11 protein-coding genes are annotated in these 13,082 nt (G+C 45.8%); 6 read left to right on the forward strand and 5 right to left on the reverse strand.

Annotated features, from left to right (window positions below):
• The first annotated feature begins 5 nt into the window (after positions 1-5).
• The 5 genes from ABIN22_RS07055 (at position 6) to ABIN22_RS07075 (ending at position 5,769) form a co-directional block, all read left to right on the forward strand.
• Positions 6-1,022 (forward strand): ABC transporter substrate-binding protein, encoded by a 1,017-nt coding sequence (locus ABIN22_RS07055; RefSeq protein ID WP_346907580.1) that lies wholly within the window; start codon positions 6-8, stop codon positions 1,020-1,022.
• Positions 1,023-1,025: 3 nt separating this feature from the next.
• Positions 1,026-1,760, forward strand: a complete 735-nt coding sequence (locus ABIN22_RS07060) for an ABC transporter ATP-binding protein (RefSeq protein WP_346907582.1) — start codon at positions 1,026-1,028, stop codon at positions 1,758-1,760.
• 269 nt (positions 1,761-2,029) lie between these two features.
• Complete coding sequence (locus tag ABIN22_RS07065) at positions 2,030-3,127, forward strand: TFIIB-type zinc ribbon-containing protein (RefSeq protein ID WP_118620720.1); 1,098 nt, start codon at positions 2,030-2,032, stop codon at positions 3,125-3,127.
• A 63-nt stretch (positions 3,128-3,190) separates the two neighbouring features.
• Positions 3,191-4,318, forward strand: coding sequence for a TPM domain-containing protein (locus tag ABIN22_RS07070; protein WP_182440703.1), 1,128 nt, complete (start codon positions 3,191-3,193; stop codon positions 4,316-4,318).
• 98 nt (positions 4,319-4,416) lie between these two features.
• Entirely contained in the window at positions 4,417-5,769 is a 1,353-nt protein-coding gene (locus ABIN22_RS07075) for an SPFH domain-containing protein (RefSeq protein ID WP_346907584.1), read from the forward strand.
• A 119-nt stretch (positions 5,770-5,888) separates the two neighbouring features.
• Here the strand turns inward: ABIN22_RS07075 and ABIN22_RS07080 are convergent, their stop codons facing one another.
• The 5 genes from ABIN22_RS07080 to ABIN22_RS07100 all read right to left on the reverse strand — a co-directional run bounded on the left by ABIN22_RS07080 (position 5,889) and on the right by ABIN22_RS07100 (position 11,475).
• A complete protein-coding gene (locus ABIN22_RS07080; protein WP_346907586.1) occupies positions 5,889-6,710 on the reverse strand; it encodes a NisI/SpaI family lantibiotic immunity lipoprotein in 822 nt (273 codons plus the stop codon).
• Positions 6,711-6,882: 172 nt separating this feature from the next.
• Entirely contained in the window at positions 6,883-7,560 is a 678-nt protein-coding gene (rpiA, locus tag ABIN22_RS07085) for a ribose-5-phosphate isomerase RpiA (protein WP_346907588.1), read from the reverse strand.
• A 24-nt stretch (positions 7,561-7,584) separates the two neighbouring features.
• Positions 7,585-8,982 carry a glucose-6-phosphate dehydrogenase gene (gene zwf, locus ABIN22_RS07090; RefSeq protein WP_346907590.1) on the reverse strand — a complete coding sequence of 466 codons (1,398 nt, stop codon included), beginning with the start codon at positions 8,980-8,982 and terminating at the stop codon, positions 7,585-7,587.
• The gene (gene gnd / locus ABIN22_RS07095; protein ID WP_346907592.1) at positions 8,979-10,415 is read right to left on the reverse strand and encodes an NADP-dependent phosphogluconate dehydrogenase; all 1,437 of its coding nucleotides are present in this window, start codon (positions 10,413-10,415) and stop codon (positions 8,979-8,981) included. The genes zwf and gnd overlap by 4 nt, the downstream gene beginning before the upstream one ends.
• 52 nt (positions 10,416-10,467) lie before the next feature.
• Positions 10,468-11,475 (reverse strand): beta-propeller fold lactonase family protein, encoded by a 1,008-nt coding sequence (locus tag ABIN22_RS07100; protein WP_346907594.1) that lies wholly within the window; start codon positions 11,473-11,475, stop codon positions 10,468-10,470.
• 340 nt (positions 11,476-11,815) lie between these two features.
• On the opposite strand from ABIN22_RS07100, the gene ABIN22_RS07105 reads away from it, so the two are divergent.
• The gene (locus tag ABIN22_RS07105) at positions 11,816-13,063 is read left to right on the forward strand and encodes a DUF6070 family protein (RefSeq protein ID WP_346907596.1); all 1,248 of its coding nucleotides are present in this window, start codon (positions 11,816-11,818) and stop codon (positions 13,061-13,063) included.
• Positions 13,064-13,082: the final 19 nt, after the last annotated feature.

Below are 13,082 nucleotides of genomic sequence, written 5' to 3' on the forward strand. Positions count from 1 at the left end.
GGTTTATGAAAAAGAGAATTTTAGCGGTTTTACTCGCTGCGGCGCTGACTGCCAGTATGGCCGGATGCAGCGGAAAATCGGAAGATACAAAGAAATCGGATCAGGATTCAGATAAAGACCTTACTAAGCTTACCTTTGTGCTTGACTGGACTCCGAATACGAATCACACGGGTATCTATGTGGCTCAGGAAAAAGGTTACTTTGCTGATGCAGGACTTGACGTGGAGATCGTGCAGCCTCCGGAGGACGGGGCGGAAGTTCTGGTTGCGTCAGGAAAAGCACAGTTCGGTGTTTCCTTTCAGGACAGCCTGATGCCTGCTTTTACCGGAGATGATGCACTTCCGGTCGAAGTCGTTGCGGCGGTTTTACAGCACAACACATCCGGAATTATTTCCCGCAAAGGGGAAGGTATGGACCGTCCAAAGGGATTGGAGGGCAAGAAATATGCCACATGGAATCTGGAACTGGAAAAGGCTACTCTGCAAAATGTTGTTGAAGCGGACGGCGGAGACTTCAGCAAAGTGGAACTGATTCCCAGCACCGTGACGGATGAGGTGTCAGCACTTCAGAGCAAGTCTGTGGATGCAATCTGGATTTTCTATGGATGGGCGGGGATTGCGACAGAAGTTGCAGGTCTGGATACCGACTATTTTGCATTTAAAGACATCAACAGTGCCTTTGATTTTTATACACCGGTCATCATTGGAAACCGTGAATGGATGAAAGAAAATGCGGATACAACGAAGGCATTTTTATCTGCGGCAAAGAAAGGCTATGAATTTGCAATCGAGAACCCGAAAGACGCCGCCGACATCCTGTGCAAGGCAGCGCCGGAGCTTGATCCTGACCTCGTACAGGCAAGTCAGGAATACATGAAAGACCAGTATAAAGCAGAAGTCAGCCAGTGGGGATATATTGAACCTGCAAGGTGGAATGCTTACTACAACTGGATCAATGAGAACGGCCTGTCCGAAGAGGAAATCCCTGAAAACACAGGTTTCAATAACGATTATCTGGAGTAGAAAATGGCAGAACTGATAGTAACAGATGTGACAATGTCCTATGAAGGGCAGAACATTATTGAGGATATTTCCATAGAACTGCATGAGAACGAGCTGGTCTGCCTGTTGGGAGCTAGCGGCGGAGGGAAGACGACCCTGTTTAATGTGATTTCCGGTCTGAATATACCGGATAAGGGGAGGATATTGCTTGACGGGCAGGATGTCACAGGACAGCCGGGCCATATCAGCTATATGCTGCAGAAGGACCTGCTGCTTCCCTACCGTACGATCGAAGATAATGCGGCACTGCCGCTTCTGATCAAAGGGGAGAAAAAGAAAGCGGCAAGAGAGAAAGTGAGCCCTTATTTTGAAGAATTCGGGCTGGAAGGAACGCAGAAGAAATATCCGCATCAGCTTTCAGGAGGAATGAGACAGAGGGCAGCTCTTCTTCGGACTTATATGTTTTCGAAAGATGTCGCCCTGCTTGATGAACCGTTCAGCGCACTGGATACTCTGACGAAAAGCGATATGCACAGGTGGTATCTGGATGTCATGGATAAGATCCGGATGTCCACATTGTTTATCACTCATGATATTGACGAGGCAGTCCTGCTGTCGGACCGGATCTATCTTCTGACAGGGGTCCCGGGAAAAATTACAGAAGAAATCATGATAAAGGAACCAAAACCCCGGAGGAGGGATTTCAATCTCTCGGAGGAATTTCTGGAATACAAACGGATGATTATAGAAAAATTGTAATGAAAAACAACAGGTAAATGAAAGCGAAAACAGAATGGACAGGGGACAGACCTGTCAGAAAAAGATACGCGCGGGTATCTGCCGGCAGAAAAGTCAGGCAGATACCCGCTATTTTTGTATTTACATTTGTATGACGTTTGTTTCGCTAGATGTCTGTTTTCGTTGGAAGACTTTTGTGTTTTAAAATTACAGGATTCTATGATATAATTAAAACTAATTAAATGAATTCTTTTATGAAAACGAACCGAATGAGAAAAGGAGTATGAAATATGAGTACAAAAGGCTATAAATGCCCGTGTTGTGGTGGAAACCTGGTGTTCAGCAGTGATACCCAGAAGCTTGAATGCCCTTCCTGTGGCAATAAAGTCAGTGTGAATGCAATCCGGCAATATGCAGAGATTGTAGAATCAACTGATGGCCGGGGAGATACATATGAATGGGAGGAGGGCTCCTCGGAAAACCCGATACAATGGAAGGTAAAAGAAGACGGTACGAAAGTCTATACCTGTCCTTCCTGCGGCGGAGAAGTGGAGGCTGATGAGACTACGGTATCTACAACCTGCCCATATTGTGACAGCCCTGTGATTCTTCCGGAACAGGTGTCAGGAGAGTTCAAGCCAGACCTGATTATCCCTTTTATGTTGGATGAGGGGGCCGCAAAAGAGGCGTATAAGAAGTTCTGTAAAGGGAAGAAGCTTTTACCTAAGGCTTTTCGCTCTGAGAATAGAATTAAAGAAATCAAAGGGATTTATGTCCCATTCTGGCTGTTCAGCTGTCAGGCAGAGGGGACAATGGTTTTTGATGCACAGAAAAGAAAAAAATGGAAAGATGATAGTTATGAATATACACGAAATGACTATTACCTGTTGTCAAGAGAAGGGGAGATGAGCTTCGAACACGTACCGGTAGACGGCTCCACTGAAATAGACGACGCATATATGGAATCCATAGAACCTTTTGATGCAGGAAAGGCAGTAAAGTTTCAGGAGGGGTATCTGTCAGGCTATGAAGCTATGAAATTTGACCTGTCTAAGGAAGCGTGCCGGGGCCGGGCTGAGGAAAGGATAAAAAGCACATTTGAAGATGCCCTGATGAAGTCTGTCAACAAAAAGGAATATAGTGCCATTACACAGAAAAGCTGCAGTATTACTTGCAGAAAAGGAAAAATAAAGTATGCATTGCTTCCGGTATGGCTGCTGAATATAAAGTACAAGGATCAGATATACCGTTTTGCAATAAATGGACAGACAGGGAAACTGGCAGGAGAACTCCCAGTTGATAAAGGCCTGTTCTGGAAATATGCACTGGGTGTGTTTGCGGGAAGCAGTGCAATTATATACATACTCATGATACTTTTCTTACTATAAGTGCCGGAACAGGAAATGCATCAGAAAATATGGAGACTATATATGATGGAAGAGGGACAGAAAATGAAAAGAATACGATTTTTTGCGGCAGCATTGATTTGCCTGTTTCTGGTAAATATAATACCGGTATCAGCCAGTGATGTAGTTGATCTGCCGAAAGTGATTGACAATGCGGAACTTCTAACGGATGAAGAAGAAGCAGAATTAACTGGGCTAATTAACACGATTGTTACACAATATCAGATAGATGTCGTACTGGTAACGGAAACTCAAAGGCAGGAGGCGGATGTCCAGGCCGAAGCTGATATGTTGTTTGACAGTAATGGGTACGGGATTGGGGAAAAGAAGGATGGAGTGCTGTTTTTAGTGGATATGGGCGCTGGTGAGTGGTCCATTTCAACGCATGGAGATGTGATTAATTTGTTATCTGACTATGACATGAATGCGTTGGGGCAAAATGCGGCACAGAGTTATTTTTCCAATGGACAGTTCGGTGCCGGATTTAAAAGCTATCTTGAAGCACTAACCCAAAAATTCGAAGAGAAATTGAATCCTCCAGCAGACAGTCAAAATGCAGTGGAGGGAAGTCCTGATACAGATGCAGGGAGACAAACTGCGGGCAATCAGCCGTCAAACAGCGGCTTGCCGGCAGACAAGCAGTCTAATGTGCAGGTGGAAGAGGCAGAGGCACCTAAAACACCTGCTGCTTACATAGTTCCTGCCCTTATATTAGGGCTGATTATATCCGCCGTCTATATGGTTGTGATGCGGCTAGGAATGAAGACGGCATATAAACAACAAAATGCCGATGTATACAGGCGTAAGGATGTTTCTGCGCAGATTCGCAGGAATGATGTGCTTTTAACGAGTGATGTAAAAAAAGTTCCTGTAAAACAACAGAGGCAGGAACCGCCAGAGAATTATAATCAGTCCCGGTATCAGGAACCGTCTGAACGTTATGATGAGAGAAGACGTAAAGAACCGCCGAGACGTCAGGAACCACCGAAACGCCAGAATACGTCAAAGTACAGTGAGACCCACACTACGGTCCATACGAGCAGGAACGGTGAAAAGCATGGGGGTGCGAGCGGTCGTTTTACTCAGGAGAAGCCAAAACAAAGCAAGGCTGATACAACGGTCCATACAAGCAGGAGCGGTGAAAAACATGGCGGAGGCAGCGGTAAGTTCTAAATCGGGGAGAATGCATACATAGAAGAAGTAAGAGTGTTCCGGTTTACGGGATATTCCGTGAACCGGAACCTAAAATTTGAATCAGGAGGCAGGAGGATATGGGATTATTAAAGGCAGGAATCGGAGCGGCGTCGGGTGTACTGGCAGACCAATGGAGGGAATATTTTTATTGCAGGTCTATGGAAGCGGGCGTTATTGTCACAAAGGGGGTAAAGCGCACATCCAAGAGGAGTTCCAATAAGTACGGAGAAGAAAATATTATCAGCAGTGGCTCGATTATAGCGGTCAATGAAGGACAGTGTATGATCATTGTGGATCAGGGTGAGATTGTTGCATTTTCTTCAGAACCCGGCGAATTTGTATGGGATAATTCTTCAGAACCCACTATTTTCTGGGGCGGCTTTGATCAGGGAGTCGCAGATACTTTCGAGAAATTCTTGAGCCGTTTCACGATGGGCGGGGATACCGGGAGTGACCAGAGGGTTTATTTTTTCAATACAAAGGAACTTTTAGGCAATAAATACGGTACTCCGAACCCGGTGCCGTTCAGGGTGACAGATCAGAATATAGGGCTGGATATGGACATTGCAATCCGTTGTTTCGGGGAATATTCGTTCCGCCTGAGTAATCCGATTCTGTTCTATAAAAATGTCTGCGGAAATGTGGAAAAAGAATTTACTGCAAAGGACATGGAAAGCCAGTTAAAAAGTGAACTGCTGAATGCCCTTCAGCCTGCTTTTGCACGGATTTCAGAGATGGGGATCCGCTACAGTGCGCTGCCCGGCCACACAATGGAACTTACAGATGCCCTGAAGGATATTCTTTCAGGTAAATGGAATGATACAAGAGGGATTGAAATGGTATCCATTGCGATCAGCAGTATCCGTGCATCTGAAAAAGACGAGGCATACATTAAGGAACTGCAGAGGTCTGCTGTATTCAGAGACCCGACTATGGCAGCCGCATATCTGACAGGCGCGCAGGGAGCCGCTATGCAGTCGGCAGCCGAGAACAAAGAAGCAGGGCCTGCTATGGCATTTATGGGGATGGGAATGGCCAATCAAATGGGTGGAATGAATTCCCAGAACCTTTACCAGATGGGAGAGCGGGAAAAAGAGAGCCGGCAGTATAACGGCCAGCAGCAGAACCGGCAGAATGAACAGCCTGCAGCAGACGGCTGGAACTGCAGCTGCGGAGCCATTGGGAATAAAGGAAAATTCTGTTCAGAGTGCGGAGCTCCAAAACCAGTACAGGAAACAGGGTGGAGCTGTAGCTGCGGAACAATAAACAAAGGAAAATTCTGCACGGAGTGCGGTGCAAAAAAGCCTGAGGGGGTTCCCCAGTACCGTTGTGATAAGTGTGGCTGGGAACCTGAGGATATGACGCACCCGCCTAAATTCTGCCCAGAATGCGGAGATCCGTTTGATGATGGAGATATTGTTTCAAAGTAAGGGTAAGAATCAAGAAAAAATCGGGACGCAACCGTCAGGCTGCATCAAAGTGTGCAGGCTTCTCATAAGCGGAAAAGAGCGGTGAGACAGCCTGCATATTTTATATTGCAAAGACTTTTTTATTTAAGCAGCACGGCATAAACATAATTATAATTAATTTCAACCGCAAGACGGTCTCCAGCATCTTCACTCAACTTATTCACAGAACCAAATATCCAGTTTTTTCTGGTCTGTTGTGAGAAATAACCTGGCACCATCTCAATATGAGTAAGTTCATCTAATGTGAGCTCACGCCCGTTTTCCGCATTAAAGGTTATGTTTCCTGTAAGTGTACAAAGATAATCGCCTAGTTTCTCATCTGGTACCTTTTGGTCTGTAATCTGATATAATTTTCTGTTCCAGACGAGCTGTCTGACATCATTTTTATTTATTTCCGGCAAATCACTTTCAGAGATGTCGGAGCCGGTTTGTTTTGTAAATACTATTTTAACATCCCCATCCTTTACATAGTCTGATAATACGGCCCGATGGAGGGCATGGTCCGCATCTACGATCAGACAGGTAGAATCTTCACGGTCTTTGTATTTATAAACATTTAAATAAGGAACATAATAGGCGGCGTGATTAGATTCATCAGCCAGACTTTTTAAGCTGCCAACGATATTCAAATCCATGTCCTTCATTTTAGTTATTCGGTAATCTTCGGTGACGGCAGCGTATTTCGAGATGAAGCCGATCCAGTCACCGCTGTTATTTTTATCGACAGTGTCGTTTAGTATCGTATAAGACTGTTCTTTATAAATGAACTTTGCAGCATCCTCCTGATCCAGATAACATTCCGCTTTTCCCTGTTCTTTCAGGATATGTGTTCTGGCTGAACATCCCGTTGTAAGCAGTGTTAGGGATAAGAGAGGCAGTAAAATAATAAGAATCCTTTTCATAAATATCCGTTTCATATGTATCTGTTCCTCCATTTGATATCATTTATTCTTAGCACAGACGTGGATTGAAAAGCACGGTGCTCTCTTTTATATTCCAAGTATAGGGTTTAATTATCAGGATTCTATCAGGATTCAAAAAACAAAAAGAAGCTGCTGCGGCAGCTTCTTATCTTTATCTTTCTTTCGTTTTTACGATGACTCCATTTTTAGTTCCAACGATGATTTTCTCGCATATCGGACTGAAAAATCCGGTTTCCAGAATGCCGGTTATTTCTTTCAGTTTATGTGCCATGATTCGATAATCCATATCAGCGTTTCCAGCCAGGTCAAGAATATAATTCCCATTGTCAGTGGTAAATATTTCGCCGTCCCGCGTTCGAAGCTCCGGGATAAATCCAAGGTCCTTTATTTCTTTTTCGGTAAAATGGTATCCGAAAGGCGCAGTTTCTACAGGAAGTGGGACGTGGCTTAAGTGGGGCATGAGTTTTCGCTCATCCATGATCCAGATGACCCGCTTTGCTCTGGTGGCAATCACCTTTTCGCGGAACAGGGCACCTCCGCCTCCTTTGACTGCCTGATATGCAGGATCTATCGCATCGACTCCGTCTATTGCCAGATCGATTTCTCTGACTTTTTCTATATCAACGAGTGGAACCCCATTTTGCCGGGCCAGATCTTCCGTGGCACGGGAGGTTGCCGTAGCATGGATCTGAAGGCCCGCGGCGGCCAGCTCGCCGAGATGCTGAACCAGATAGTAAACAGTGGAGCCGGTGCCCAGTCCGAGCATCATGCCGCTTCTGATTTCTTCCGCCGCCTTCAGGGCAGCGGCCTTCTTTAATTCTTCGGTCATTTTTTACCAGCCCCCTTTTCGTTTTTATTCCATCCACTGGTGCCCTGTGCGTGCCAGAAATTCATTGGACTCTTTCGGACCGTGTGTTCCCGGGGCATAGGGATAAACCTTTAGCCCTTTTTTTGTAAAAAGTTGTTTCAGCTGTTCGATATAATTCCAGCTGATTTCGATCTGATCCCACTGTGAGAACCATGAACGCTCGCTGTTTATGCATGCGGTGAGAAGCCGCTCATAAGCCTCCGGGGTGTTCAACTGATGTACAAGATCGCAGTTCTGGCAGAAATCCATTTTTGTCGGGATGATATCATCGGTATCGCCGGGGCGTTTGATATTGAACTGGAGGTAAACGCCTTCTGTCGGCTGGATTTTGATGATCAGGACATTTGGCTCCACTTCCGGCATAGAACGGCGAAAAACGATAGAAACTTCCATCTGCCGCGTGCCTGTCTTTTTCCCTGTCCGAATATAAAATGGCGTCCCTCTCCAGCGTTCATTGTCAATGTAGAGCCGCAGTCCGGCAAAGGTTTCTGTGTTGGAGTCAGGGGATACCAGAGGTTCTTCACGGTAACCTTCATACTGGCCCAGCACAAGTGTATCTCCGATGTCTGCCTGCCCCACAGGACTGAGGGATTTTAGTACTTCCACCTGTGCGGTATGCATATGGGTACTGTTGAATACTTCCGGCTGCTCCATTGCAACGATTGAGAGGATCTGGAAAAGGTGGTTCTGTACCATATCCTTCAGTGCGCCGCTGGCATCATAGTAACCGCCTCTTGTCTCCACACCCACGTCTTCCAGAGCAGAGATTTGCACGGACTCGATGTAGCGGGAATTCCAGATGTCGGTAAAGATCGGGTTGGTAAATCTTATTGCCTGAATATTGCGGACCATTTCTTTCCCCAGATAATGATCGATGCGGTAGATCTGCTCCGGGCCGAAATGACTCTCCAGTTCTTCGTTTAATTTTTTCGCGGCCTCAAGGTTTTCGCCGAACGGTTTTTCTATGATGACCTTCCCCTGACATGCCCCTTCCACCGTTTTTAGTCCGTCTGCAATCACGGAAAAGAATCTGGGGGCTACGGCAAGATAGAAGATATGTGAGCCGATGTCATCCTTTGAAAAATATTCATCAAGACGCCGGTAATCTTTCGGGTTCGACAAATCCATGCGGAAATAATCGATCTGACCGGAAAATGCGTTGAAGGTCTCTGCGGAATAAGGGAGTCTGGAAAATTTCTTTACCCAGTCATTTGCCAGAGCCCGGTAAGAGCCGCTGTCGTAATCCCTGCGTCCAATAATGACGATACGGCTGTTTTCCGGCAGCTTGCCCGTGTTGAACATGGTATAGAGGGCTGGCAGCAGTTTCCGGAAGGTCAGGTCTCCGGTCCCGCCGAAAATGGTGATATTTGTATGGATTTTCATAGTGATTCCCTCCATTCATGGTGAAATGCCCCATCCCTGTCTGTTCGTTCGAAGGTGTGGGCGCCGAAGCAGTCCCGCTGTGCCTGAATCAGGTTTGCACCGCTTGCTTTTGAGCGGAACTCATCCAGATAGGATACTGCATTTGCAAAAGCAGGAACCGGCAGGCCATTTAATATGGCCGTGGAAACGACACGCCGAAGACTGTTCTGGTTCTGATTGATCCGTGCGAGGAAGAATTTATCGAGGATCAGGTTTGGAAGTCCTTTGTCTCTATGGTATGCTTCCGTGATATCGTTTAAAAATGCAGCCTGAATGATACACCCCGCCCGGAAAATGGATGCGATCCTGCCGAGATCCAGATTCCATTCAAATTGTGCGGATGCATCCTTCATAAGGGCAAAGCCTTGGGCATAGGCAATGATTTTCCCAGAGTAGAGGGCTTCGCGCACCATCGAAGCAAACGCTTTTTTATCACCTGAATAAGGAATGTTTTCTGCATTTTGTGCCGGAAGGGTATCCGGGATCAGCCCAGAGGCTGCTTTTCTCTGTTCCAATTGATTTGACATTACGCGTGCGTTGCAGGCGGCCGTGATCATGGAGATGTCGACTCCCTGATGGAGGGATTCGATGCTTGCCCATCGCCCGGTCCCTTTTTGTTTTGCACTGTCCAGAATGTGGTCAATTAAGTACCCCGGGGCAAGATCATCTTTCTCACGGAAAATATCCGCGGTAATCTCGATCAGATAACTCTTCAGTTCGCCTTCGTTCCACTCATGGAATGTTGCAGCTAGTTCCTCATTTGTGAAACCTCCTGCGTATTTTAACATTAGATAAGCTTCTGCGATCAGCTGCATATCTGCATATTCAATCCCATTGTGGACCATTTTTACATAGTGGCCGGCACCTTTTGGACCAATGTAGGTACAGCATGGCTCGTTCATCGCCTTTGCTGCGATTGATTCCAGAATTGAGCTTACTTCCTCATAAGCCTCCCGGCTGCCTCCCGGCATGATGGACGGCCCGCGCCGTGCCCCTTCTTCACCGCCTGATACGCCGACACCGAGATAGCGGATGCCCTTTTCCTCAAGCTTTGCAAAGCGGCGGTTGGTATCCTCAAAGTAAGAATTTCCTCCGTCCATGACGATATCTCCGGCCTCCAGCAATGGGGTGAGCTGGTCAATCACGGCATCCACGGGCCGGCCGGCCTGAATCATCAGAAAGATTTTCCGCGGTTTCTTCAGGGCTGCAAGGAGGTCTTCCAGGCTGTAGAATGCCCCGAGATTTTCGTGGGGGTGTTCTTTCATCACCTGTTCCGTTACTTCCGGGCTGCGGTTATAGCCGGCTACTTTAAAACCATGATCTGCCATATTCAGTGCAAGGCTGCGTCCCATGACGGATAATCCGATTAATCCTATATCAAATGTCTGTTTCATATTCTATATTCTCCTTTTCAATTTGTTTTCTCGTTATAATGGTTCTGAACAGTTATGCCTCGTTTAATACAATGCTTACTGCTTCGGGGGCAGGAATTCTGGAACACTCGGGTCCGATCATCCCACTGTCCGGATCGACGGGGAAACAAACGAGTCCGCCTTCTGTGCGGTTTGCAGCCAGAAGGTACGCCCCGTTTTCTGTCAGTACAAAATCTCTCGGGTGAATCCCGCCGCTTCCGGTCTGCTGGATCAGCTGTACCTGACCTTCCTGAACCTGAAAAACAGAAATAATTTCTGTAAAACGGGTGGATACATACAGATGGCGCTCATCCGGTGAAAAACGGATTGCCGCGCTTGCAGGAGACTGTAAAGACTGCTTTGTCTGTTCCTGCGTCAAGAGAGGGGTTACAGAGAGCATCGTCATCCGGATTCCACTCTCAACACGATAAACGTACAGCTCGTTGCTTAATTCACTGACGACAAAAAGATACCGGTGCTCCTTCGAGAATATCCCGTGTCTTGGGCCGGTTCCCGACTGGAAAAATATACTTCCGGCAGGACAGTAGTCCCGGCTGCGGTCAAAAATCCGGATCTCATCCTTAAGGAGGCAGGGAACCAGCATATAATGTTCATGGAACAGAATCTGATGGCATCCCGCACCAGGGGCAATGTCAATTCTTTTGTACAAAATAAGGCCGCCGTCCGTTTTTTTATAGATCAGGACAATACCCTGATGATAATTGGCCGAATAAATAAAATCTCCGTCCTGAGTAACAAAGCAGGCTGTCGTTTCCTCTTCGTAAATCGCGCCTGCCAGAGAGGGCTCACCTCTCCCAATATCCAACAGACTCATCCCGGCCTCATCCCCTGACTTCACCGAGGCGGCCAGCAGATTGTTGTAAAGTGACAAATACTTACAGTCCGGCAGTCTGTAGAACAATTCCGGCCCAGAGAGAATCCCGGTGTCTTTATTAAGCGTAAAACGGTAAATTCCTTCACTCAGCGGTGAGGAATAAGTCCCCAGATAACCAGTAACCATATTTATATCAGAATGTTTCATGAAATCTCCTTTCTGGCATATATTGTAAACAAAAATATTACAGTTCTTAACTGTAATTATAGGTGTTACAGTTAAAACTGTCAAGTGTTATTTAGTAGAAAATTTCAAAGGGGTCTGACCCCTTTGAAAATGTGCACTTTCGCCTTAATTTCCTTTTTTCGTGAGAGTCTTCTTAATCTGTACTTTTATAAAATAGCTTTCCAAAAAATATAAGTTTCAATACCGTTTTATTCATGTATTTTCTTTTCTTGACTTTTTAATCTTACAGGCGTAAGATAATATAAATATTACAAATGTAAGAAATTGGGATTGTTTATGAAAAGAAAGGGGCAGACTGAATATGAAGAAAATGAGATATGTAATATCAGCATTATGCATTTCAATACTGCTTATCTCTATTTTAGTATATGCAGGCAGAATATCTGGAAGGACAAAAGGGGACAGGAATGAGAACACTGGCGGCTCTGAGTCTTCTGAGTCATATGTACAGGAAGAACCGGACGAATACGAACCGGAATTGATTACCATAAGCAGCGAGGAGGAAAAAAGAATAAGAGAACATATACTGGAAGCAGTGGAGCCATGCTGGAATATTTATGAACAGGCAGATAAAGGGAATGCAGATAATGTAGTTCTGCCGGACCAGATTATGGAAAAACTTGCCCGCCGTCTGGCAGATAATGGATATACAGTATCCTGCGGAGGAAACATTTGTAATATGCAGAATGAAGAATTGCTGGATGTGGTGTTAAAAAACGCTTCAGCCGGAGAAGAAGCCGAAGCAGAATTTTTCCACATTACAAAAAGTGGCGTTTTTGAATGGAGACGGCTTGAGTTCAAGAAAGGAGAGATGGTTATGACCTGTGCAGGTGCTGGCTGGTCCCGGGGGGAGGAACCTCAGAAACTCCGTATTTCTTATATGGAAAAACAAAAAGTTTATGACTGGCAGTACACAGAAAAAGGCTGGCTCATCATAGAAGCATCCAAGTCTAAAAACCACGAGATGGACATGCACAGCATGTTCCGGGTGCTTCCACTTCCGCAGGAATGCCGGGAATACTGCAGCAGATATATCGTGCCTGTAAGCTACATGGGGAACAACCTCTTCCTGACAGACTGGGATGAGGCAAGTATAGATAAAGTTGTATTTAATGACGTTTTTGAGTTTTTATATACAATGGAAACAGGAAAAAAGTATGAGGAACAGGAATATCCGGATGGTGTGCCAAAAGAACTGTATGAATCAATCATAACATCTTACTTCCCCATATCAGCATCTAAGCTAGAGCAATTTCCGGGATATTCAGAAGAAAAGCAGACCTACAGCTGGGAAGCAATGGGCTGTGGAACCGTCATTCCTCAGCCCCAGCCGTTTCCCGAAGTAGTAAAAGTCACAGAACAGGAAGACGGTACCGTAATCCTGACTGTTGATGCCGGATTACTGCAGGCAGGCACAGACCGTGCATTCACACACGAAGTCAGAATAAAGCCCGATGATGAAGGAAATATGCAGTATATTGGGAACCACGTACTGGAGTCAGAAGAGAATAAAATGCCGGGATATATGCCCCGAATGAGCTATCAATAACGCATTAGGACATTTGTTC

Source organism: Faecalicatena orotica, assembly GCF_905197545.1.
Taxonomy (GTDB): Bacteria; Bacillota; Clostridia; order Lachnospirales; family Lachnospiraceae; genus Faecalicatena_A; species Faecalicatena_A orotica.

Bases quoted from the DNA above. Each gene is read 5' to 3' on its own strand.
- ABIN22_RS07055 (WP_346907580.1), top strand. From the start codon at position 6: ATGAAAAAGAGAATTTTAGCGGTTTTACTCGCTGCGGCGCTGACTGCC.
- ABIN22_RS07060 (WP_346907582.1), top strand. From the start codon at position 1,026: ATGGCAGAACTGATAGTAACAGATGTGACAATGTCCTATGAAGGGCAG.
- ABIN22_RS07065 (WP_118620720.1), top strand. From the start codon at position 2,030: ATGAGTACAAAAGGCTATAAATGCCCGTGTTGTGGTGGAAACCTGGTG.
- ABIN22_RS07070 (WP_182440703.1), top strand. From the start codon at position 3,191: ATGAAAAGAATACGATTTTTTGCGGCAGCATTGATTTGCCTGTTTCTG.
- ABIN22_RS07075 (WP_346907584.1), top strand. From the start codon at position 4,417: ATGGGATTATTAAAGGCAGGAATCGGAGCGGCGTCGGGTGTACTGGCA.
- ABIN22_RS07080 (WP_346907586.1), bottom strand. From the start codon at position 6,710: ATGAAAAGGATTCTTATTATTTTACTGCCTCTCTTATCCCTAACACTG.
- rpiA (WP_346907588.1), bottom strand. From the start codon at position 7,560: ATGACCGAAGAATTAAAGAAGGCCGCTGCCCTGAAGGCGGCGGAAGAA.
- zwf (WP_346907590.1), bottom strand. From the start codon at position 8,982: ATGAAAATCCATACAAATATCACCATTTTCGGCGGGACCGGAGACCTG.
- gnd (WP_346907592.1), bottom strand. From the start codon at position 10,415: ATGAAACAGACATTTGATATAGGATTAATCGGATTATCCGTCATGGGA.
- ABIN22_RS07100 (WP_346907594.1), bottom strand. From the start codon at position 11,475: ATGAAACATTCTGATATAAATATGGTTACTGGTTATCTGGGGACTTAT.
- ABIN22_RS07105 (WP_346907596.1), top strand. From the start codon at position 11,816: ATGAAGAAAATGAGATATGTAATATCAGCATTATGCATTTCAATACTG.